At 71.4% G+C, this 23,103-nt stretch carries 17 protein-coding genes; 13 read left to right on the forward strand and 4 right to left on the reverse strand.

The window, feature by feature from the left end; genetic code table 11:
• The first annotated feature begins 99 nt into the window (after nt 1–99).
• From EV284_RS10545 to serA, 4 genes are all read left to right on the forward strand, one after another.
• Nucleotides 100–1,950, forward strand: a complete 1,851-nt coding sequence (locus EV284_RS10545) for an acetolactate synthase large subunit (protein WP_130332586.1) — start codon at nt 100–102, stop codon at nt 1,948–1,950.
• Nucleotides 1,951–1,989: 39 nt separating this feature from the next.
• Complete coding sequence (ilvN, locus tag EV284_RS10550) at nt 1,990–2,514, forward strand: acetolactate synthase small subunit (protein WP_031181749.1); 525 nt, start codon at nt 1,990–1,992, stop codon at nt 2,512–2,514.
• A 110-nt stretch (nt 2,515–2,624) separates the two neighbouring features.
• A complete protein-coding gene (ilvC, locus tag EV284_RS10555) occupies nt 2,625–3,623 on the forward strand; it encodes a ketol-acid reductoisomerase (protein WP_130332588.1) in 999 nt (332 codons plus the stop codon).
• A gap of 190 nt (nt 3,624–3,813) precedes the next feature.
• A complete protein-coding gene (serA, locus tag EV284_RS10560; RefSeq protein ID WP_130332590.1) occupies nt 3,814–5,415 on the forward strand; it encodes a phosphoglycerate dehydrogenase in 1,602 nt (533 codons plus the stop codon).
• 66 nt (nt 5,416–5,481) lie between these two features.
• On the opposite strand, the gene EV284_RS10565 is transcribed toward serA, so the two are convergent.
• Nucleotides 5,482–7,020, reverse strand: a complete 1,539-nt coding sequence (locus tag EV284_RS10565; RefSeq protein WP_130332592.1) for an MFS transporter — start codon at nt 7,018–7,020, stop codon at nt 5,482–5,484.
• Between the two features lie 96 nt (nt 7,021–7,116).
• On the opposite strand from EV284_RS10565, the gene EV284_RS10570 reads away from it, so the two are divergent.
• Nucleotides 7,117–7,686, forward strand: coding sequence for a TetR/AcrR family transcriptional regulator (locus EV284_RS10570; protein WP_130332594.1), 570 nt, complete (start codon nt 7,117–7,119; stop codon nt 7,684–7,686).
• A gap of 4 nt (nt 7,687–7,690) precedes the next feature.
• On the opposite strand, the gene EV284_RS10575 is transcribed toward EV284_RS10570, so the two are convergent.
• Entirely contained in the window at nt 7,691–8,884 is a 1,194-nt protein-coding gene (locus EV284_RS10575; RefSeq protein ID WP_207228991.1) for a helix-turn-helix domain-containing protein, read from the reverse strand.
• 165 nt (nt 8,885–9,049) lie between these two features.
• Between EV284_RS10575 and EV284_RS10580 the strand changes: the two genes are divergently transcribed.
• The 7 genes from EV284_RS10580 to cimA all read left to right on the forward strand — a co-directional run bounded on the left by EV284_RS10580 (nt 9,050) and on the right by cimA (nt 17,264).
• On the forward strand, nt 9,050–9,976 hold the full coding sequence (locus tag EV284_RS10580) for a proline dehydrogenase family protein (protein WP_130332598.1): 927 nt from the start codon (nt 9,050–9,052) through the stop codon (nt 9,974–9,976).
• Nucleotides 9,977–10,015: 39 nt separating this feature from the next.
• Nucleotides 10,016–11,647: an L-glutamate gamma-semialdehyde dehydrogenase gene (gene pruA, locus EV284_RS10585; protein WP_130332600.1), complete on the forward strand. Its 1,632-nt coding sequence runs from the start codon at nt 10,016–10,018 to the stop codon at nt 11,645–11,647.
• Nucleotides 11,648–11,744: 97 nt separating this feature from the next.
• Nucleotides 11,745–12,404, forward strand: coding sequence for a maleylpyruvate isomerase N-terminal domain-containing protein (locus EV284_RS10590; RefSeq protein ID WP_130332602.1), 660 nt, complete (start codon nt 11,745–11,747; stop codon nt 12,402–12,404).
• A 251-nt stretch (nt 12,405–12,655) separates the two neighbouring features.
• Nucleotides 12,656–12,787, forward strand: coding sequence for a hypothetical protein (locus EV284_RS33530; RefSeq protein ID WP_086690483.1), 132 nt, complete (start codon nt 12,656–12,658; stop codon nt 12,785–12,787).
• Nucleotides 12,788–12,883: 96 nt separating this feature from the next.
• On the forward strand, nt 12,884–13,927 hold the full coding sequence (locus EV284_RS10600) for a 3-isopropylmalate dehydrogenase (protein WP_130332604.1): 1,044 nt from the start codon (nt 12,884–12,886) through the stop codon (nt 13,925–13,927).
• 289 nt (nt 13,928–14,216) lie between these two features.
• The gene (locus tag EV284_RS10605; protein WP_130332606.1) at nt 14,217–15,305 is read left to right on the forward strand and encodes a branched-chain amino acid aminotransferase; all 1,089 of its coding nucleotides are present in this window, start codon (nt 14,217–14,219) and stop codon (nt 15,303–15,305) included.
• A 354-nt stretch (nt 15,306–15,659) separates the two neighbouring features.
• Nucleotides 15,660–17,264 (forward strand): citramalate synthase, encoded by a 1,605-nt coding sequence (cimA, locus tag EV284_RS10610; RefSeq protein WP_130332608.1) that lies wholly within the window; start codon nt 15,660–15,662, stop codon nt 17,262–17,264.
• A gap of 16 nt (nt 17,265–17,280) precedes the next feature.
• On the opposite strand, the gene EV284_RS10615 is transcribed toward cimA, so the two are convergent.
• Nucleotides 17,281–17,889 carry a GPP34 family phosphoprotein gene (locus EV284_RS10615; protein WP_130332610.1) on the reverse strand — a complete coding sequence of 203 codons (609 nt, stop codon included), beginning with the start codon at nt 17,887–17,889 and terminating at the stop codon, nt 17,281–17,283.
• A 71-nt stretch (nt 17,890–17,960) separates the two neighbouring features.
• Nucleotides 17,961–19,829 (reverse strand): ricin-type beta-trefoil lectin domain protein, encoded by a 1,869-nt coding sequence (locus tag EV284_RS10620; RefSeq protein ID WP_130332612.1) that lies wholly within the window; start codon nt 19,827–19,829, stop codon nt 17,961–17,963.
• A 246-nt stretch (nt 19,830–20,075) separates the two neighbouring features.
• Between EV284_RS10620 and EV284_RS10625 the strand changes: the two genes are divergently transcribed.
• The gene (locus tag EV284_RS10625; RefSeq protein WP_130332614.1) at nt 20,076–23,099 is read left to right on the forward strand and encodes a glycoside hydrolase family 3 N-terminal domain-containing protein; all 3,024 of its coding nucleotides are present in this window, start codon (nt 20,076–20,078) and stop codon (nt 23,097–23,099) included.
• Nucleotides 23,100–23,103: the final 4 nt, after the last annotated feature.

Consider the following 23,103-nt stretch of genomic DNA (forward strand, 5'->3'; position numbering starts at 1 on the left):
AGGGGTTTTTTGTTGCACGAGCGACCCTCGTACGCCCCCTCGCTCCGCACCCGCACCGCCCGAACCTCGCAAACCCTCAAGCTCGAGAAGAGAATGACGATGACCGAGCAGGCCACCGGGGCCCACCATCCGCAGCCGCGGCCCCGATCCGGAGGACAGCACTCCGCCCCCGTCGAGCACGTCACGGGTGCGCAGTCCCTCATCCGCTCGCTCGAGGAGGTCGGGGTCGACACCGTATTCGGCATTCCCGGGGGCACCATCCTTCCCGCGTACGACCCGCTGATGGACTCCCAGCGGGTGCGCCACGTGCTGGTCCGCCACGAGCAGGGCGCGGGCCACGCGGCCACCGGGTACGCGCAGGCCACCGGCAAGGTCGGTGTCTGCATGGCGACTTCGGGTCCGGGCGCCACCAACCTGGTCACCCCGATCGCCGACGCCAACATGGACTCGGTGCCGCTGGTCGCGATCACCGGCCAGGTGGTCTCCAAGGCGATCGGTACGGACGCCTTCCAGGAGGCGGACATCGTCGGCATCTCCATGCCGATCACCAAGCACAGCTTCCTCGTCACCAAGGCCGAGGACATCCCGAGGACGATCGCCGAGGCGTTCCACATCGCGTCGACCGGCCGCCCCGGCCCGGTCCTCGTGGACATCCCCAAGGACGTGCTCCAGACGCGGACGACCTTCTCCTGGCCGCCCGTGACGGACCTGCCCGGCTACCGCCCGGTGACCAAGCCGCACGCCAAGCAGATCCGCGAGGCCGCCAAGCTCATCACCAGCGCCCGCCGTCCCGTCCTCTACGTCGGCGGCGGGGTGCTCAAGGCCGGCGCCACCGCAGAGCTGAAGGTCCTGGCCGAGCTGACCGGCGCGCCCGTCACCACCACCCTGATGGCACTGGGCGCCTTCCCCGACAGCCACCCGCAGCACGTGGGCATGCCCGGCATGCACGGCTCGGTCACCGCCGTCACCGCGCTGCAGAAGGCCGATCTGATCGTCGCCCTCGGTGCCCGCTTCGACGACCGGGTGACCGGGAAGCTGGACAGCTTCGCGCCGTACGCCAAGATCGTGCACGCCGACATCGACCCGGCCGAGATCGGCAAGAACCGCGAGGCCGACGTGCCGATCGTGGGCGACGCCCGCGAGGTGCTCGCCGACCTGATCCAGGCCGTGCAGAAGGAGCACAGCGAGGGCCACCGGGGCGACCACACCGCGTGGTGGAGCGACCTGAACCGCTGGCGGGAGACCTACCCGCTCGGCTACGAGACGCCGGAGGACGGCTCGCTCTCCCCGCAGGCGGTCATCGAGCGCATCGGGCAGCTCGCCCCCGACGACACGATCTTCGCGGCGGGCGTCGGCCAGCACCAGATGTGGGCCGCCCACTTCATCCAGTACGAGCAGCCCGCGACCTGGCTCAACTCCGGCGGCGCCGGGACCATGGGGTACGCGGTCCCGGCCGCGATGGGCGCCAAGGCCGGCCAGCCCGGCCGTACGGTCTGGGCGATCGACGGCGACGGCTGCTTCCAGATGACCAATCAGGAACTCACCACCTGCGCCCTGAACAACATCCCGATCAAGGTCGCCATCATCAACAACGGCGCCCTCGGCATGGTCCGCCAGTGGCAGACGCTGTTCTACAACCAGCGCTACTCCAACACCGTGCTGCACTCCGGCCCCGACGGACCCACCGGCCCCAGCGCCGGCACCCGCGTGCCCGACTTCGTGAAGCTGGCCGAGGCGATGGGCTGCCACGCCATCCGCTGCGAGCGCCCCGAGGACCTGGACAAGGTCATCGAGGAGGCCAACGCGATCAACGACCGGCCGGTCGTCGTCGACTTCATCGTCCACGAGGACGCGATGGTGTGGCCGATGGTCGCCGCCGGGACCTCCAACGACGAGGTCATGGCCGCGCGGGGCGTCCGTCCCGACTTCGGCGACAGCGACCAGGACTGACCGAGGATCCGAGCGAGAGAGACCGAGAGAGACCACGACATGTCCAAGCACACGCTCTCCGTCCTGGTGGAGAACACGCCGGGCATCCTCGCCCGCATCGCCGCCCTCTTCTCCCGGCGCGGCTTCAACATCGACTCCCTCGCGGTGGGTGTCACCGAGCACGCCGACATCTCCCGCATCACCATCGTGGTGAACGTCGAGGACCTGCCGCTGGAGCAGGTGACCAAGCAGCTCAACAAGCTCGTCAACGTGCTGAAGATCGTCGAACTGGAACCCGGACAGGCCGTCCAGCGTGAACTCGTTCTGGTGAAGGTCCGCGCGGACAACGAGACCCGGTCGCAGATCGTGGAGATCGTCCAGCTGTTCCGCGCCAAGACCGTCGACGTCTCCCCGGAGGCCGTCACCATCGAGGCCACCGGCTCCGGCGACAAGCTGTCCGCGATGCTGAAGATGCTGGAGCCCTTCGGCATCAAGGAGCTGGTGCAGTCCGGCACCATCGCCATCGGACGCGGCGCCCGCTCCATCACCGACCGCTCCCTGCGCGCCCTCGACCGCAGCGCGTGACCCCCGGCCCGGTCGCCCCGCGGGGCGACCGGATGCCGAGACCCCGAAACCTTCCGTCCCCCCACCGCAATACGGTGGGGCGCAGCACCCGCACCTCAAGGAGAGAACCAGTGGCCGAGCTGTTCTACGACGCCGACGCCGACCTGTCCATCATCCAGGGCCGCAAGGTCGCGGTCATCGGCTACGGCAGCCAGGGCCACGCCCACGCCCTGTCGCTGCGGGACTCGGGCGTCGACGTCCGCGTCGGTCTGCCCGAGACCTCCAAGTCCCGCGCCAAGGCCGAGGAGCAGGGCCTGCGCGTGGTCACCGCGGCCGAGGCCGCCGCCGAGGCCGACGTCATCATGATCCTGGTCCCGGACCCGCTCCAGGCCCAGGTCTACGAGGAGTCCATCGCCCCGAACCTGAAGGACGGCGACGCGCTGTTCTTCGGCCACGGCTTCAACATCCGCTTCGGCTTCATCAAGCCCCCGGCCGAGGTCGACGTCTGCATGGTCGCCCCCAAGGGCCCCGGCCACCTGGTCCGCCGCCAGTACGAGGAGGGGCGCGGCGTGCCCTGCATCGTCGCGGTCGAGCAGGACGCCACCGGCAACGCCTTCCCGCTGGCCCTGTCGTACGCCAAGGCCATCGGCGGCACCCGCGCCGGTGTCATCAAGACCACCTTCACCGAGGAGACCGAGACCGACCTGTTCGGTGAGCAGGCCGTGCTCTGCGGCGGCACCGCCGCCCTGGTCAAGGCGGGCTTCGAGACGCTGACCGAGGCCGGCTACCAGCCGGAGATCGCCTACTTCGAGTGTCTGCACGAGCTGAAGCTGATCGTCGACCTCATGTACGAGGGCGGCCTGGAGAAGATGCGCTGGTCCATCTCCGAGACCGCCGAGTGGGGCGACTACGTCACCGGCCCGCGCATCGTCACCGACGCCACCAAGGCCGAGATGAAGAAGGTCCTCGCCGAGATCCAGGACGGCTCCTTCGCCAAGAACTGGATGGACGAGTACCACGGCGGCCTGAAGAAGTACGACGAGTACAAGAAGCAGGACTCCGAGCACCTGCTGGAGACCACCGGCAAGAAGCTGCGCAAGCTGATGTCCTGGGTCGACGAAGAGGCGTGAGCCTCGTGGCGCGGCGGCCGGCGGCGGCGCCCCCCTGGCGGGGTGCCGCCCACCCGGCCGCCGCGCCACTACACTGCTGCACAACAAACGCGTCAGGCCCACAGTGTCGTGCGTCTTCCACGCGGCTAGCACCCCTCCACCGCCAGCGGCCGTCGGGACGGCCGTCCGCAATGGACTTGTGAGGACTCACGTGAGCTCGTACCCCAGTCGAAAAGCCACGGTACTCATCGCTGAAGAGCTGTCGCCCGCCACCGTGGACGCACTCGGGCCGGACTTCGAGATCCGGCACTGCAACGGAGCCGACCGCGCCGAACTGCTCCCCGCCATCGCCGACGTGGACGCGATCCTCGTCCGCTCGGCGACCAAGGTCGACGCCGAGGCGATCGCCGCGGCCAAGAAGCTGAAGGTCGTCGCACGAGCCGGCGTCGGCCTGGACAACGTCGACGTCTCCGCCGCCACCAAGGCCGGCGTGATGGTCGTCAACGCCCCCACCTCCAACATCGTCACCGCCGCCGAGCTGGCCTGCGGTCTGCTCGTGGCCAGCGCGCGCAACATTCCGCAGGCCAACACCGCCCTGAAGAACGGCGAGTGGAAGCGCAGCAAGTACACCGGCGTCGAGCTGGCCGAGAAGACCCTCGGCGTGGTCGGCCTCGGCCGCATCGGCGCCCTGGTCGCCCAGCGGATGTCCGCCTTCGGCATGAAGGTGGTCGCCTACGACCCCTACGTACAGCCCGCGCGCGCCGCGCAGATGGGCGTCAAGGTGCTGTCGCTGGACGAGCTGCTGGAGGTCTCCGACTTCATCACCGTCCACCTGCCCAAGACCCCCGAGACCCTCGGTCTGATCGGCGACGAGGCGCTGCGCAAGGTCAAGCCGACCGTGCGCATCGTCAACGCCGCGCGCGGCGGCATCGTCGACGAGGCGGCGCTGTACGCGGCGCTGAAGGAGGGCCGGGTCGCCGGCGCCGGGCTCGACGTGTATGCGAAGGAGCCGTGCACCGACTCCCCGCTGTTCGAGCTGGACCAGGTGGTCTGCACCCCGCACCTCGGCGCCTCCACCGACGAGGCCCAGGAGAAGGCCGGTATCGCGGTGGCCCGCTCGGTGCGCCTCGCCCTCGCCGGTGAGCTGGTGCCGGACGCGGTCAACGTCCAGGGCGGTGTCATCGCCGAGGACGTCAAGCCCGGTCTGCCGCTGGCCGAGCGCCTCGGCCGCATCTTCACCGCGCTGGCGGGCGAGGTCGCGGTCCGGCTCGACGTCGAGGTGTACGGCGAGATCACCCAGCACGACGTGAAGGTGCTGGAACTCTCCGCGCTCAAGGGCGTGTTCGAGGACGTGGTGGACGAGACCGTCTCCTACGTCAACGCTCCGCTGTTCGCGCAGGAGCGCGGTGTCGAGGTCCGCCTCACCACCAGCTCCGAGTCGGCCGACCACCGCAACGTGGTCACCGTGCGCGGCACCCTCGCGGGCGGCGAGGAGGTGTCGGTCTCCGGCACGCTGGCCGGTCCCAAGCACGTCCAGAAGATCGTCGCGGTCGGCGACTACGACGTGGACCTCGCGCTCACCGAGCACATGGTCGTCCTCAGCTACGAGGACCGTCCCGGTGTCGTCGGCACCGTCGGCCGGGTCCTCGGCGAGGCGGGCGTCAACATCGCCGGCATGCAGGTGGCCCGCTCCACCGCCGGCGGCGAGGCGCTGGCCGTGCTGACGGTGGACGACACGGTCGACCCGGCCACGCTGGGCGAGCTGGCCCAGGAGATCGGGGCGACCTCCGCCCGCTCGGTCAACCTGGACTGATCCGCACCCCTGACACGCCGGAGCGCCGGGCGGACCCCCTTGCGGGCCGCCCGGCGCTCCGGCGTCTCAGGGCCGCTCGGCGTCCCGTCCGCGCAGGGTCAGCGCCGCGCCGACCGCGGCCAGCGCCAGCACGCCCGCCCCGGCGAGGGCCGCCGCGTGCATCCCGGAGGTGAACGCCTCCCGCGCCGAGGCCAGCAGCGCCTCCCCGCCCCGGCCGGGCAGCCGGGCAGCGGTGACCAGCGCGCCGCCGAGCGTCTCGCGGGCCTCCGCCGGGGTGCCGGACGGCATCCGGTGCCGGTAGACGGCGGCGCCGACCGAGCCCAGGACCGCCATGCCGAGCGCGCCGCCGAACTCGGTGGCCGTCTCCAGCAGGGACGAGGCGGTGCCCGCCCGCTGTGCCGGGGCACTGCCCATCGCGAGGTCGGTAAGCTGGGACAGCACCATCACCGCACCGCAGGCCAGCACTCCGGCGGCGGCCAGCAGCAGCCACAGCGACCCGGTGCCGGTCAGCGCGAGCAGCCCGTACCCGGCGGCCGAGACCGCGAACCCGGCGGCGACCACCCGGCCCCGGTCCACGCCCCGGGCGACCAGCGCGGCGGTGACCGGTCCCGCGACCCCGATCAGCACCGAGGGCACCAGACTCCACAGCGCGGCCGACAGCGGGCTCTTGCCCAGCACGGACTGGAGGTACTGCGTGGTGAAGATCGCCGAGCCCAGCATGCCGAAGGCGGAGACCAGGGTCAGCACCACGGCCGGGGTGAAACCCCGGTTCCGCAGCAGCGCGGGCGGCACCAGCGGGGAGGCGGCGGTGCGCTGGCGGTGGACGAAGAGGGCGGCGAAGAGCAGGCCGACCGTCACCGACATCACGTACCGCACGTGCCAGCCCTCGGACGGGATCTCCTTCAGGCCGTAGATCACCGGGAGCACGGCGGCCAGGGACAGCGGGACGCTGATCCAGTCGAAGCGGCCGGGGGAGGGGTTGCGGGACTCGGGGAGCAGGAACGGGCCGAGGGCCAGGAGCAGGAGCATGGCGGGCAGGTTGACCAGGAAGACCGAGCCCCACCAGAAGTGCTCCACCAGCACCCCGCTCAGCACCGAGCCCAGTGCGATGCCGCCGGTCATCACCCCGGACCACAGTCCGATCGCCTTCGCCCGCTGGGCGGGGTCGGTGAACATCGTGCGCAGCAGGGCCATGGTGGACGGCATCAGGGTGGCGCCGCCGACGCCGAGGACCGCGCGGGCCGCGATCAGGGTGGTGGCGCTGTCGGCGTAGGCGGCGAGGACCGAGGCGCTGCCGAAGGCGGCGGCCCCCGCCAGCAGGAGCCGGCGGCTGCCCACGCGGTCGCCCAGGGCGCCCATCGTCATCAGCAGGCCGGCCAGGACGAAGCCGTAGATGTCGAAGATCCAGAGCTGCTGGGTGCCGGTGGGGCGGAGGTCCGCGCTGATCGCCGGGGTGGCGAAGTAGAGCACGGACACGTCCATCGAGACCAGTAGCAGCGGCAGCATCAGCACGCCCAGCGCGGTCCACTCGCGCCGTCCGGCACGAACGGGCTGGTCCTGTACGGAGGTCGGGGTGGTGCTCGTCGTGCTCTGCGGGTTCACCATGCCGAGGAATGTACGGCTGTATTAAACGCTTGTCTAGAACGCTTGTATAAGTCATGTGTATAGGACGCGCGTATGGACCGGGATACGCTGGCCGGCATGGGACATCGTGAGGATCTGCTCGAGGGCGCCAAGCGCTGCCTGCTGGCGAAGGGGTTCGCCCGGACGACCGCGCGCGACATCGTGAAGGAGTCGGGCACCAACCTGGCCTCCATCGGCTACCACTACGGCTCCAAGGACGCCCTGCTCGCGCGGGCGTACGTGGCGCTCGTGGAGGAGGCGGGGGACACCTTCGGCGGGGCCGAGCCGGAGGGGGAGCCCGGCTCGCCGGAGCGCTTCCACTGGGTGTGGTCGAACATCATCTCCGCGATGCGCGAACCCGGTTCGGTCTTCCGGCTCAGCATGGAGGTCATGACCATCGAGCTCCCCGAGGTCCGCGCCTACCTGGGCCGCGAGCAGCGCGAGGGCGGACGCGGCCTGGTCGCGCTGCTCACCGGCGTACCGGAGGACGAGGTCACCGACGAGGCCGCCGACACCCTCGGCGCCTTCTATCTCACCCTGATGACCGGCCTCATCGCCCAGTGGACCTTCGACCCCGAGACGGCCCCGGACGCGGACGCCCTCACCGCCGGACTGCGCCGGGTCGTGGAGGGCGTGCGGAAGGGCTGAACGCTCAGCCCAGCCGCGCCCGCTTCAACGCCATGTGCAGCAGCAGGCGGTCCTCGCCGTCGTCCAGGTCCAGGCCGGTCAGCCGTTCCACGCGGCCCAGGCGGTAGTAGAGCGTCTGGCGGTGGATGCCCAGTTCGGCCGCCGCCCGGCCGGCCTGGCCCGCGCAGTCGAGGTAGACCTCGGCGGTACGGGCCAGTTCCTGGTGGGCGGGGGAGAGCAGCGGCGCCGCCACCGGGTCCTGCACCGACCTCGGCGGCAGCGCGGACAGCAGCCGGTACGGGCCGATGCCCCGCCACTCGGCCACCGGCGCGAACCTCGGCTCGGCCAGGGCGGCCCGCGCCGCCGCCGACGCCTCCTGCCACACCGTGCCCAACTCGGCCAGCCCCGCCCGTGGCTCACCGACGCCCACGCCGACCACGGCGCCCTCCGCCTCCTTGATCAGCCGCGCGGCCGCCACCAGCGCCGGGGCCGTCACCTCCGTGCTGCGCAGCCGCACCAGTACCGCGAGGCTCTGCGCCGTCGCCCCCCAGGGCACCGTGCACAGCGCGGTGGCGTGCGGGACGGTGCGCACCGAGGGGGCGTCGTCGGGGTCGGCGGAGAACCACGGGGCGACGCAGACCACGGTGTGCGGGCCGTCCGCGCGCGGGCCCAGCGCGGTGCGCAGGTCGGTGACCGCCATGTCCCGCTGCCAGCCGTCCTCCGCCGTGAGCACCGCCCGCAGCTCCCGGCCGAGCCCCGCACCGGCCCGCGCCTCGTCGGCCAGCAGTGCGCCGATCCGCCCGGTCACCGGCATGGCGGCGGCGAGCTGGGTGTCGCTCGGGCCGGGGTCGTCGTCCAGCAGCCACACATAGCCGAGCACGACACCCCGGTGGCGTACCGGCAGGCAGATCCGCCCCCGGTAGACACCCGCCTCCGGGGTGGGCGGGATGCGCACCGGGTCCGTCGCGCGGGTGATCCCGAAGCCCTCGAACCACGCGCGGACCGCCGAGGTCGAGCGCCGGGTCAGGATCGAGCGGGCCCGCACCGGGTCCAGCGCGGTGGGGTCCAGCTCGCCCTCGCTGTCGTACGCGCCGAAGGCGATCAGCTCGAAATCCCGGTTCTCCAGGGTCGCCGGGGCGCCCAGCAGCTCGGAGATCTCGTCCACCAGCTCCTGGTAGTCATCTCTGTAATCGGCCGCCACCCGGGCATTCTCCCGCATATCCGAGCCCGCTTCATACATCTGTCTGAGAACCGGTGATCGGATGCGTGACGTCTGTCGATGGCCCACCATCGAAGAGATCCCTAGGTTTCACGGTGGTTCTCCGTGCCGTCCCCGAATCGTCGGGTCCCGGCCGTTTCGGTGCTTTTGTTGTGGAGGTGCCCCGTGCTGGGTCCCGTGATTCTCGCCGCGTCGCGCAGCGACCGGATGCGTCGTCTGATCTCGGCCGCCCCGGTGACCAAGCAGGTCGTCGACCGCTTCATCCCCGGCGAGACCGTGGACGACATCGTCCCGATCATCGCGGAGCTGACCGCCAAGGGCCTCGAGCTCACGATGGACGTCGTCGGCGAGGACATCACCACCCCCGAGCAGGCCGCCGCCGCGCGCGACGCCTACCTCGCGCTCATCGACCACCTCAAGGACCTCGACCTGGGCGAGCGGGTCGAGATGTCGGTCAAGCTCTCCATGTTCGGCCAAGCGCTGGAGGGCGGCCACGAGCTGGCCCTCGCCAACGTCCGCCCCGTCGTCGAGGCCGCCGCCGCCATCGGCACCACGGTCACCCTGGACGCCGAGGACCACACCACCCTCGACTCGATGTTCGCCATCCACGAGGAGCTGCGGAAGGACTTCCCCGCCACCGGCTGTGTGATCCAGGCGTACCTGTTCCGCACCGAGGCCGACGCCCGCCGTCTGGCCGCCGCCGGCAGTCGGGTCCGCCTGGTCAAGGGCGCCTACAAGGAGCCCGCCGAGGTCGCGTACCAGCAGAAGCACGAGATCGACAAGGCGTACGTCCGCGTCCTGAAGACGCTGATGGAGGGCGACGGCTACCCGATGATCGGGTCCCACGACCCCCGCCTCATCTCCATCGCCCAGGAACTGGCCCACCGCGCGGGCCGTAAGCTCGACGAGTACGAGTTCCAGATGCTCTACGGCATCCGGGGCGACGAGCACCTGCGGCTGGCCGCCGAGGGGCACCGCATGCGTGTCTACACCGCCTACGGCACCGACTGGTACGGCTACTTCATGCGCCGTCTCGCCGAGAAGCCGGCGAACCTCCAGTTCTTCGTACGCAGCATGATCACCAAGGGCTGAGCCCGAACACCCGCTCAACGTAAAGGAGTTACGGTTCTCATGGACGCTGTGACCCAGGTCCCCACCCCCGTCAACGAGCCGGTGCACGGCTACGCCCCCGGCAGCCCCGAGCGCGCCCGGCTGGAGGCCAAGCTGAAGGAGCTGGCCGAGAACCCGGTCGACCTGCCGATGACCATCGGCGGCGAGAAGCGGATGGGCGGCGGCGAGTCCTTCCAGGTGGTCCAGCCGCACAACCACAAGGCCGTCCTCGGCACCCTGCGGAACGCCACCCGCGAGGACGCCCAGGACGCGATCGACGCCGCCCTGGCCGCCGCCCCGGCCTGGCGCGCGATGTCCTTCGACGACCGTGCCGCGATCATCCTGCGCGCCGCCGAGCTGCTCTCCGGCCCCTGGCGCGAGACCATCGCCGCCTCCACCATGCTGGGCCAGTCCAAGACCGCCCAGCAGGCCGAGATCGACAGCCCCTGCGAGCTGGTCGACTTCTGGCGCTTCAACGTGCACTACGCCCGCCAGATCCTGGCCGAGCAGCCCCCGGCCAACTCGCCGGGCGTGTGGAACCGCATGGACCACCGCCCGCTGGAGGGCTTCGTCTACGCGATCACGCCGTTCAACTTCTCGGCCATCGCCGCCAACCTGCCCACCGCGCCCGCCCTCATGGGCAACGTGGTGGTCTGGAAGCCGTCCCCGACGCAGACCCACGCCGCCGTGCTGCTGATGCGGCTGCTGGAGGAGGCCGGGCTGCCCAAGGGCGTCATCAACCTGGTCACCGGCGACGGCATCGCGGTCTCCGAGGTCGCCCTGGAGCACCGCGACCTCGCCGGCATCCACTTCACCGGCTCGACCAAGACCTTCCAGTACCTGTGGAAGACGGTCGGCAACAACATCGAGAAGTACCGCGCCTACCCGCGCCTGGTCGGCGAGACCGGCGGCAAGGACTTCGTGGTCGCGCACCCCTCCGCCGACCGCGCGGTGCTGAAGACCGCGCTGACCCGCGGTGCCTTCGAGTACCAGGGCCAGAAGTGCTCGGCGACCTCGCGTGCCTACATCCCCGCCTCCATCTGGAACTCCGGTTTCAAGGAGGAGTTCGCGGCCGAGGTCGACGGCCTCGCCATGGGTGACGTCACCGACCTGTCGAACTTCATCGGCGCGGTCATCGACGAGCGCTCCTTCGCCAAGAACAAGGCCGCCATCGACCGCGCCGCCGAGGACGCCACCTGCACCATCGTCGCGGGCGGCTCCTACGACGACTCGGTGGGCTACTTCGTCCGCCCGACCGTCATCGAGTGCAGCGACCCCGACAACGAGGTCTTCCGCACCGAGTACTTCGGCCCGATCCTCGCCGTGCACGTCTACGAGGACGACAAGTACGACGAGATGCTGACCCAGATGGAGTCGGTCTCGGACTACGCCCTCACCGGATCGGTCATCTCCAACGACCGGGCCGCGGCGGCGTACACGATGGAGAAGCTCCGCTACGCGGCGGGCAACTTCTACATCAACGACAAGTCCACCGGCGCCGTCGTCGGCCAGCAGCCCTTCGGCGGCGGCCGCGCCTCCGGCACCGACGACAAGGCCGGCGCCCCGCAGAACCTGATGCGCTGGACCCTGACCCGCGCCATCAAGGAGACGCTGGTCCCGCCGACCGAGTACGGCTACCCGCACATGGGCTGACCCCTCCCGGGCCCAGCCCGCATGATCCGGCCCGGCGAGACCGCCCTGAACGGTCTCGCCGGGCCGCCGTGCGTCCGGCCGCTGCTAGCGTGCGCCCATGTCTGACGGCTTCTGCCTCTCCTGGTCGGCCCTGCGGGCGGCGGTCGCGGGCCTCGCCGCCGATGACTTCGGCCGCCCCTCCGGCTGCGCGGGCTGGCTCGTCCGGGACCTGGTGTGCCACCTCGTCATCGACGCCCAGGACGTCCTGATCACCCTCGCCACCCCCGCCGGCGCCGAGCCGACCCGCGACGCGGCGACGTACTGGACCGTCACCCACACCCCGCCGACCGGCGAGGACCCCCTGGACGCCCTGACCGTCCGGCTGGCGGCGGCCTACGAGGACCCGGCCCTGCTCAAGTTCCACCTGGACGACGTGGGCTCCGCCGCCGGCCGCGCGGCCCGCCTCGCCGACCCGGCCGCGGGGGTCGGCACCCAGGGCGAGGTCCTCACCGCCGCCGACTACCTCTGCGCATACGTCCTGGAGTGGACCCTCCACCACCTGGACCTGACCGCCCACCTACCGGACGCCCCACCCCCGCCCCCCGAGACCCTGGCCGAGGCCCGCGCCCTCCTGGAGCGCATCGCCGGCGAGCCCTTCCCCGCCGCCCTGCCCGACACGGACACCCTGCTCGTCGTCACCGGCCGCCGCCCCCCGACTGTGGCGGAGCGGACCGCACTCGGCCCCCTGGCCGCACGTCTGCCGTTCGTCATCGGCTGAGTCCCCGGTAAGAAACCGCAGGTGGGGAGAGGTGCCGTCTCAGATAGTAGGAAGTCCGAGTAACCATGCAGACAGGCGCGGCCCGGTCCCTTAGCTTGGGATGAGCCGAACGAATCGCTCCATCCAGCGAAGGGCGGTCGTGAGCCGCGCCCCGCGCAGGCAATCCCTGCGGCGTGCGCTCTCCGCCCCTTCCGGCGTCTCACAGCTTCACCGCTGCCGTGCAACCACTCTGTCGAAGGAGTCGATTTCCCATGGCCGAGACGACCGTCCGCCGCCGCGTGCGCCACGCCTCCCGTTCGAACGACACCGACCGCGCCCAGGCCGCCGCCGCCCTCCAGCGCGCCCTCGACCGCCGGGACAACGGCGGCGAGACCGGCCACTGAGCCGAGCCGCGCCCGACGGACCGTCCGCGCCGGCCACGCTGTCCGCATCGCGGACGGTCCGTGTCATCCCCTGGGACGCGGAGTAGGGTGCCGCACATGTCCCGCAGCATCGATCTCGCAGTGATCCCCGGCGACGGCATCGGCCAGGAGGTCGTGACCGAGGGTCTCAAGGTCCTCTCCGCCGTCCTGCCCCAGGACGTGAAGCTGGAGACCACGGAGTACGACTTCGGCGCCCGGCGCTACCGCGCCACCGGTGAGACCCTCACCGACGCCGACCTCGACTCCCTCAAGGCCCACGACGCCATCCTGCTCGGCGCCATCGGCGATCCGTCGGTGCCGTCCGGCGTGCTGGAGCGCGGCTTCCTGCTGAAGCTCCGGTTCGCCTTCGACCACCACGTCAACCTGCGCCCCTCCAGGCTGCTCCCCGGCGTCGCCACCCCGCTCGCCGGCCAGCCGGAGATCGACTTCGTCGTGGTGCGCGAGGGCACCGAGGGCCCCTACACGGGCAACGGCGGCACCATCCGCACCGGCACCGAGCACGAGGTCGCCACCGAGGTCTCGGTGAACACCGCCTACGGTGTCGAGCGTGTCGTCCGGGACGCCTTCGCCCGCGCCCAGGCCCGCCCGCGCCGGAAGCTCACCCTGGTCCACAAGAACAACGTGCTCACCTTCGCCGGGCACCTGTGGACCAACATCTTCAACAAGGTGGCCGAGGAGTACCCCGAGGTCTCCACCGAGTACATCCACGTCGACGCGGCCACCATCTATCTGGTGACCGATCCCGGACGGTTCGACGTGATCGTCACCGACAACCTCTTCGGCGACATCATCACCGACCTCGCCGCGGCCGTCTCCGGCGGCATCGGCGTGGCCGCGTCGGGCAACATCAACCCGGCCCGCACGTACCCGTCCATGTTCGAGCCGGTCCACGGCTCCGCCCCGGACATCGCCGGACAGGGCAAGGCCGACCCCACCGCCACCGTCCTCTCCGTAGCCCTCCTGCTGCGTCACCTCGGCTACGACACCGAGGCCGACCGGGTGGACGCGGCCGTGGCCGCCGACCTCACCGAGCGGGTGGACCTGCCCCCGCGCACCACCGCCGAGATCGGCGACGCGCTCGTAGGCCGGGTAACCGGCTGACCCGCACGGCCCCGTGAAAGGGCCGCCGGGTCGCCTCAGGCGCCCGGCGGCCCTTTGCCGTGCCCGCGCCGGGTGCCACCATCGAGCACCGGGTCGTGTTCACCCCGATTCCTTCCGGCGCCTTCGCCGCGCGATAATCGAACGCGGAGCCGCGATATGAGGGAATGCCCGGACGGCGTGAGCGCGGCCCGCCACCACCGGTACCGCGCCTTGCCGGGGGTGACCTTCAGGCTCCGGCCGCCCCGCCGGAGCCGCCCGTCCCACGCCAGGAAGAGAAGGACTGCCGCCCATGACGACGCCCACGATCGAGCTCAAGCCCTCCGCCCACCCGCTCGCCGCCGCGGAGCGCGAGGCGATCCTCACCAGCCCCGGCTTCGGCCGCCGCTTCACCGACCACATGGTGACGATCAAGTGGACCGAGGGCCGCGGCTGGCACGACGGCCAGCTCGTCCCGTACGCGCCGATCCCGCTCGACCCGGCCACCAACGTCCTGCACTACGCCCAGGAGATCTTCGAGGGCCTGAAGGCGTACCGCCAGCCCGACGGCACGGTCGCCACCTTCCGGCCCGAGCAGAACGCCCTGCGCTTCCAGCGTTCCGCGCACCGCCTGGGCATGCCCGAGCTGCCCGTGGAGACCTTCATCGAGGCCTGCGACGCGCTGATCGCGCAGGACACCGACTGGGTCCCGGCGCACGGCGGCGAGGACTCCCTCTACCTGCGCCCCTTCATGATCGGTACCGAGGTCGGCCTGGGCGTGAAGCCGTCCAACGAGTACCTCTTCATCGTCATCGCCTCCCCGGCCGGCGCCTACTTCCAGGGCGGCGTGAAGCCGGTGTCGATCTGGGTCTCCGAGGACCGCGTCCGCGCCGTCCCCGGCGGCATGGGCGACGCCAAGACCGGCGGCAACTACGCGGCCTCCCTGCTCGCCCAGGCCGAGGCCGCGGCCAAGGGCTGCGACCAGGTCTGCTACCTCGACGCCGTCGAGCACCAGTGGGTCGAGGAACTGGGCGGCATGAACCTGTTCTTCGTCTACGGGAACAAGATCGTCACCCCCACCCTGACCGGCTCCATCCTGGAGGGCGTCACCCGTGACTCCCTGCTGGCCGTCGCCCGCGACCTCGGCTACGAGGCCGAGGAGGGGCGGATCTCGGTCGACCAGTGGCAGCGCGACACCGAGAACGGCACCCTGACCGAGGTCTTCGCCTGCGGCACCGCCGCCGTGATCACCCCGGTCGGCACCGTCAAGCGGGCCGGCGTCGAGTGGAAGCAGAGCGGCGGCGAGCCCGGCGAGGTCACCCTCCGCCTCCGCCAGGCCCTGCTCGACATCCAGCGCGGCACGGCCGAGGACCAGCACGGCTGGATGCACCGCATCGGCTAGCCGAACCCGCGGGACCGCCCTGGAGGCTCCGGGGCGGTCCCCTTTTCGGACAGCGCGGCCCGCATGGTGAGACACCCCGTGGGACGGTGGCCGTTCTGTGCCAGACTTCCCCCGTGCTCTCGCTCACCATGATTATGGGCAGCAGGCGCGCCGGTCCGCAGTGACCACCTCGCACGACCACATGCGGGTGGCACCGTCGTCCTCGACCCGCGCGCAGACCTCTCGCACCCGCGAGGGGTTTTTTCGTTTTCCGGCCCAACCGCAGCCGGTGGCGGAGCGCGAGGGACCATGGGGGGAACGGTGGAGCCGGTCATTTCCGGTAAGACCGACATTCACAACAGGAGCCTTCAGACCATGACCGCAACCAGCGAGCTCGACGATTCGTTCCACGTCTTCGACACCACGCTGCGCGACGGCGCGCAGCGCGAGGGCATCAACCTCACCGTCGCGGACAAGCTGGCCATCGCACGGCACCTGGACGACTTCGGCGTGGGCTTCATCGAGGGCGGCTGGCCCGGCGCCAACCCGCGGGACACCGAGTTCTTCGCCCGCGCCCGCGAGGAGCTGCGCCTGAAGCACGCGGTGCTCGTCGCCTTCGGCGCCACCCGCCGCCCCGGCGCCAAAGCCGCCGACGATCCGCAGGTCAGAGCGCTGCTGGAGTCCGGCGCCCCGGTCGTCACCCTGGTCGCCAAGGCCCACGACCGGCATGTGGAGCTGGCGCTGCGCACCACGCTCGACGAGAACCTGGAGATGATCCGGGACACCGTCGCCCACCTGTGCGCCGAGGGGCGCCGGGTCTTCGTCGACTGCGAGCACTTCTTCGACGGCTACCGCGCCAACCCCGCCTACGCCAAGGCGGTCGTCCGCACCGCCTCCGAGGCCGGGGCCGACGTGGTCGTCCTGTGCGACACCAACGGAGGCATGCTCCCGGCGCAGATCAGCGCCGTGGTCGGCACCGTCCTCGCCGACACCGGCGCCCGGCTCGGCATCCACACCCAGGACGACACCGGCTGCGCCGTCGCCAACACCCTCGCCGCCGTGGACGCGGGCGCGACCCACGTCCAGTGCACGGCCAACGGCTACGGCGAACGCGTCGGGAACGCCAACCTCTTCCCGGTGGTGGCCGCGCTGGAGCTGAAGTACGGCAAGAAGGTCCTCCCCGACGGGCACCTGCGCGAGACCACCCGGATCTCGCACGCCATCGCCGAGGTCGTCAACCTCACGCCCTCCACCCACCAGCCCTATGTCGGCGTCTCCGCCTTCGCCCACAAGGCCGGCCTGCACGCCTCCGCGATCAAGGTCGACCCGGACCTGTACCAGCACATCGACCCCGAGCGGGTCGGCAACACCATGCGGATGCTCGTCTCCGACATGGCCGGACGCGCCTCGATCGAGCTGAAGGGCCGGGAACTCGGCGTCGACCTCGGCGGCGACCGCGCCCTGGTCGGCCGGGTCGTCGAGCGCGTCAAGGAACGCGAGCTGAAGGGTTACACGTACGAGGCCGCCGACGCCTCCTTCGAGCTGCTGCTGCGCGCCGAGGCCCAGGGGGCGCCGCTGAAGTACTTCGAGGTGGAGTCCTGGCGGGCCATCGTGGAGGACCGCCCCGACGGCACCCACGCCAACGAGGCCACGGTGAAGCTGTGGGCCAAGGGCGAGCGGATCGTGGCCACCGCCGAGGGCAACGGCCCGGTCAACGCCCTCGACCAGGCGCTCAGGGTGGCGCTGGAGAAGATCTACCCGCAGCTCGCCAAGCTGGAGCTGGTGGACTACAAGGTCCGCATCCTGGAGGGCGCCTCCGGCACCCGGTCCATCACCCGCGTGCTGATCTCCACCAGCGACGGCGCGGGGGAGTGGTCCACGGTCGGCGTGGGCGAGAACGTCATCGCCGCCTCCTGGCAGGCGCTGGAGGACGCCTGCACCTACGGCCTGCTGCGCGCGGGCGTCGAACCGGCCGAGTGACGGACGCCGGCGGCGGTCAGGGGGCGCGCCAGACGTTGTCGAACGCGTCCTCCTCGATCCGCCGCCGCTGCCGCACCGCCTCCAGCTCGGTCAGCGCGTCACCGAGCGCGGCGAGGACGACCGCCACCCGGTCGTCCTCGGCGTTCACCGCCGGCTCCTCGTGTCCGGGCTCCTCGATGCCGAGGGCCGAGGCGAGTCCCACCAGGAGCGGCTCGTGGCGGGCCCACCGGTCGGCCGCGTGCCGCCGGGCGTCGGAGTCGATCCGCTCCACCGACCGGTCGGCGCGCCGGAACAGCTGCCGCAGACCGGAACCCGAGGGCTCGGTGTGCTCCAGCTCGTCGCGGTAGGCGGCGGAGAGCCCGTCCCCGCGCCGCCACAGCCAGTCCTCGGCGCTCTCGTACGGCTCCGTCCGGATCAGCGACGCGGCCGCCTTGTCCAGCATCGGGTCGCCGGTGAGCTGACCGGAGAGAGGGACGACCACCTCGTCCCGCAGGGTGACCACCGCCGCGGCGAGCAGGTCGAGCAGCTCCGCCGCGGCCAGCGCCAGCGACAGATCCCCCTGTTCCACGGGCCGGTCGGCGGGTACGTCCAGCGCGACGAACAGCAGATCCTGCGGTGTGGTCATCTCGGGCTCCCCGGTCACGGTCGGTACGGCGCGGGTACCACCATCACCCGCGCCGGAAACCCGGGGCCGCCCTACCTCAGGGTCCACTTCTGGTTGGCCGCCCCGGTGCACGACCATATCTGGGCCCGCGCCCCGTTGGCCGAGGAGTTGTCCGTGACGTCCAGGCACTTGTCCGCCGCGGTGTTCACCACGTCCCCGGTGGCCGCGTTGTACGACCAGCGCTGGGCGCCGGTGCCGTTGCAGTCGTACAGCTGGACCTTGGCGCCGTCCGCGGTCGACGCGGAGACCACGTCCAGGCACTTGCCCAGCGCCCGGACCGAGCCGTCCGCGGCGACCGTCCACTGCTGGGCGGTGCTGCCGTTGCAGTCGTAGAGCTGCACCGCCGTGCCGTTGGCGCTCGAACCGCCCGCGACATCCAGGCACTTGCCCGCGAGCCCCGCGAAGACACCGGTGCGGGAGCTGTCACCGGACTGGCCGCCCGCCCAGGTGAAGGTGGCCGAGGTGCGGGCGGGCAGGGTGTAAGTGGCGTGCTGTGCGCCCCAGTTGATGGTCACCTGCTTGGCCGAGGTGGCGCCGTTGTACGCGATCAGCGCCTTGCCGCCGTCCGGGTTGCGCCAGGCCACGTTGGGCACGGCGGAGGACGCCGTGGAGGCGATGCGCTGGGCGCCGGGGCGGACGAACTTGGTGAGGTGGCCCATGTCGTAGTACTCGACGGTGTAGTCCACGCTCCCGCTGCGGCCGTCGCCGTTGTGCACGGTGACCAGGCCGGTGCAGGTACCGCAGCCGCCGTTGTGCGGGCCCATGTTCTGGTCCACCGCGAGGGACCACTTGGTCACCGACTTCGCCCAGTTGCGGGTGTAGTTGATGATGTCGGAGAGGTCCTCGCGCTGCTGGTCGGCGATCCAGGTGCCCCCCGAGTGCTCGGTGGCGAAGGCGTCCAGCGCGGGGTACTGGTTGTGCACGGCCGTCTGCTTGGTGACGTCGCCGCCGTAGCCGTGCCAGGCGATGCCGCCGAAGTTGGGGTGGCTGCGCACGGCCGCGTCGTCCACGGTCTGGGCGGCGTAGGAGTCGTAGGTGTCCCAGTTCCAGTCGTGCGCCAGTACCTTGGTGGAGAGCCCGGCCTGCTGGAGCTTGGGCAGCAGCTCGCTCTTGGTGAAGTAGGCGAGCCCGCCGGCGTTCCAGCTCATCGACGGGTAGCCCGAGCAGCAGGTGGGCTCGTTCTGCGCGGTGACGTAGGAGACGGGCACGCCCTGGTCGCGGTAGCCCTGGAGGTACTTCACGAAGTACGAGGCGTAGGCGCCGTAGTCCTCCGCCTTCAGCCAGCCGCCGTTGAGGGAGCCGCTGTCCTTCATCCACGCCGGGGCCGTCCACGGGGACGCCATCACCGTGAGGTCCGGGTTCAGCTGGCGGGCCTGCTTGGTGAGCGGCAGGACGTCGGCCAGGTCGTGGGCGAGGGAGAACTTCGCGAGCGAGGGGTCGGTCTGCCCGGCCGGCACGTCGTCGTAGGTGTAACCGGAGCGGGCCAGGTCGGAGGCGCCCATCGGATTGCGCAGGAAGGACAGCCCGATGCCGTCCGTGGGCGAGAACAGCTTGCGCATGGTGGCGTCGCGGGTCGCCTGGGACAGGGCGCCGCTGCTGTTCATCAGCCAGGCGGCGGTGTCGGTGAAGGACGCTCCGCCGCCGGTGAAGGTCTGGTAGCGGGTGTTCTCGTCCACCGTGATGTTCTCGCCGCCGCCTGAGGCGCCGGCCGAGAAGGTGAACGGCGTCTGCGGCTCCAGACCGCGTACGACATGCCGTCCGGCGGAGTCGTCGGTGGTGGTCAGCCAGGCCGTGACCGGCTCACCGGCCGCGTGTGCGGCGGGGGTGGCGAGCGTGGTGATCCCGGCCGTCGTCAACAGCGCGGCCAGCAGCAGCCGGGCCGGACGCAGGGGTCGTCTCATGGGGCGCCGCCCTTCGAGGAGGTGGGGGGATGAGGGAACAGCGGCGTGCGAGCCGTGAGTAAATGACGGCTCCGGAGCCGCGTCAAGGGGTCGCGCATTCAGAAGCCGAACGCACAGAAGCGCGTGGGCGCACCAGAGTTGACGGATCGTCATGTCCGGTGCGAAGGGTTGACGGGGATCAGGTGACCCCAGTTCACTCAAGCCGTGAGCTAAGTCATGAGTGAACCAAGAGCCGAGGGAAGGTCCATGCGCAGAACCGCCCTGCTCGTCTCCACCGCTCTGCTGACCGCACTGCTTCCGCTGGCCGGCGGGATCGCCCCCGCGTCCGGCGCCGACGGCCCCGACCCGGCCCCCGTGCCGGTCGACCGCTTCGAGGGCGAGGTGCCCTTCGCCGCCCAGCCCGCCGAGGGCATCTTCACCTGGGGCGGCGACAGCGACGACCCGCCCACCCTGGCGCTGACCGCCCGCGCCGACGCCCCCGAGGGCGCCAAGGTGCTGACCGGAAGCTACGACATCAGCGGCTACGGCGGCTTCACCCACGACTACGCCGCCACCGCCCCCGCCCACGACTGGTCCGCCCACCGGGGGGTGCGCCTGTGGTGGGAGGGGCAGAACAGCGGCAAGAAGATCACGTTCGAGATCAAGGACGGCGGTGCGCACGGTGAGGCGTCCGAGCTGTGGACGACCTCCTTCACCGACGACTTCACCGGCTGGCAGCGGATCGAGCTGCCGTTCTCCGCGTTCACCTATCGCACGGACTACCAGCCGGTGGGCGGCATCGACCACGTCCTCGGACTCACTCAGATGTGGGGCTACGCGGTCACCCTCCCGACCGGCGTCAAGGGCCGCTTCGCCATGGACGGCGTCGAGCTGTACGGCGCCGCCGACCCGGCGCTGCGCGCCTCCGTCACCACCGACGCGGCCGTCCGCCCCGTCGAGGAGGGCGGCACGGCGAGCGTCCGCGTCACCCTGGCCACCACCGACGCAGCTCCCGTCACCTCCCCGGTGACCGTCGCGTACGCCACCGGCGAGGGCACCGCAGGCCCCGGCAAGGACTACACCCCCGTCTCCGGCACCCTCACCTTCCCGGCCGGCACCCCCTCCGGGACCTCCCGGACGGTGAAGGTGACCACGCTGAAGGACCGGACCGCCGAGGCCGCCGAGACCATTCCGCTGGGGCTCACCGTGACCGGGGCCAAGGCCCCCGCGGAGAACCCGAAGATCGTCATCGACGCCCACGGACTCCCGTACCTGGACAGCAGGTTGCCGGTGCGCAAGCGCGTCGCCGACCTGCTGGGGCGGATGTCGCTCGCGGAGAAGGCCGGGCAGATGACCCAGGCCGAGCGCGGCGCCGTCTCCGACCAGAACGACATCGCCGCCTACGACCTGGGCTCACTGCTCTCCGGCGGCGGCTCCACCCCCACCCCGAACACCCCGGCCGCGTGGGCGAAGATGATCGACGGCTTCCAGCTCCGCGCCCAGGCCACCCGCTTCCAGATCCCCCTGATCTACGGCGTCGACGCGGTCCACGGCCACAACAACCTGACCGGCGCCACCGTCCTGCCGCACAACATCGGCATCGGCGCCACCCGCGACCCGCAACTCGCCCAGCGCGCGGGGGCGGTGACCGCCGCCGAGGTCCGCGCCACCGGCATCCCCTGGGACTTCGCGCCCTGCCTGTGCGTCAGCCGCGACGAACGCTGGGGCCGCGCTTACGAGTCCTTCGGTGAGGACCCGGCGCTGGTGAAGTCGATGGAGACGGTGATCCAGGGCCTGCAGGGCCGCGCCGACGGCCGCGATCTCGCCCGCGCCGACAAGGTACTGGCCACCGCCAAGCACTTCGTCGCCGACGGCGGCACCGCCTACGGCTCCTCCACCACCGGCACCTACACCGTCGACCAGGGCGTCTCCACCCTCACCCGGCAGCAGCTGGAGGCCGTCCACCTCGCCCCCTACCAGGACGCGGTGGACCGGGGCGTGGGCACCGTGATGCCCTCGTACTCCTCGCTCGACGTGGTCGGCGACGGACGCGGCCCGGTCAAGATGCACGCCCGCGCCGACCTGCTGAGCGGCGTGCTCAAGGGCCGCATGGGCTTCGACGGGTTCGTCATCAGCGACTGGAACGCCATCGACCAGCTCCCCGGCGACTACGCGACCCAGGTCCGCACCTCGGTCAACGCGGGCGTCGACATGATGATGGTCCCCTACACCTACAAGGAGTTCAGCGCGGCCCTGACCGCCGAGGTGAAGGCCGGCCGGGTCAGCGAGCGGCGGATCGACGACGCGGTCTCCCGCATCCTCACCCAGAAGTTCCGCCTCGGCCTCTTCGAGCACCCCTACGCGGACACCTCCGGCGCCGCCGCCATCGGCTCCCCGGCCCACCGGGCCGTCGCCCGCGAGGCCGTCGCCAAGTCCCAGGTGCTGCTCAAGAACGACGGCGGCCTGCTGCCGCTGCGCAAGAGCCAGAAGGTGTACGTCGCGGGGTCCAACGCCGACGACATCGGCAACCAGTCCGGCGGCTGGACCATCACCTGGCAGGGCTCCTCGGGCGACATCACCAAGGGCACCACCGTGCTGGCCGGCATCCGCGAGGCGGGCGGGAAGGTCACCTACTCCAAGGACGCCTCGGCGCCGACCGCCGGGAACGACGTCGGCGTGGTCGTCGTGGGGGAGACCCCCTACGCGGAGGGCGTCGGGGACGTGGGCAACGGCCACGAGCTGACCCTGTCCGCCGCCGACCAGGCCGCCGTGGACAAGGTGTGCGGCGCCATGAAGTGCGTGGTCCTCACCGTCTCCGGCCGTCCGCTGCTGATCGGGGACCGGCTGGGGAAGATCGACGCGCTGGTGGCGTCCTGGCTCCCCGGCACCGAGGGCGGCGGCGTCGCCGACGTGCTCTACGGCAAGCGGCCCTTCACCGGTCAGCTCCCCGTGACCTGGCCGCGCGGCGAGGCCCAGCTGCCGATCAACGTCGGCGACAGCGTGTACGACCCGCAGTACCCCTACGGATGGGGTCTGACCACACAAGTTGGGGCCAAGAGCAGTGCGCTGACCACCCTCGGCAAGGCAGCCGCCACCGCCGAGCGCCGGCATGACGACCGCCGGGGGCGTGAACTGGTGAACCAGGCCCGGCTGATCGTCCAGCACCAGGTGGGGCAGCGCATCACGGCGGGCGTGTCGAAGCCCTTCGCCGAGGCCGACCACGCGCTGCTGACCGGACGGTACGGCGAGGCGCTGCTCAAGCTGCTCCAGGCGTACCGGGCGGCTCGCTGACCAG

It is taken from the genome of Streptomyces sp. BK022, assembly GCF_004217355.1.
In the GTDB taxonomy this organism is placed as follows: domain Bacteria; phylum Actinomycetota; class Actinomycetes; order Streptomycetales; family Streptomycetaceae; genus Streptomyces; species Streptomyces griseoluteus.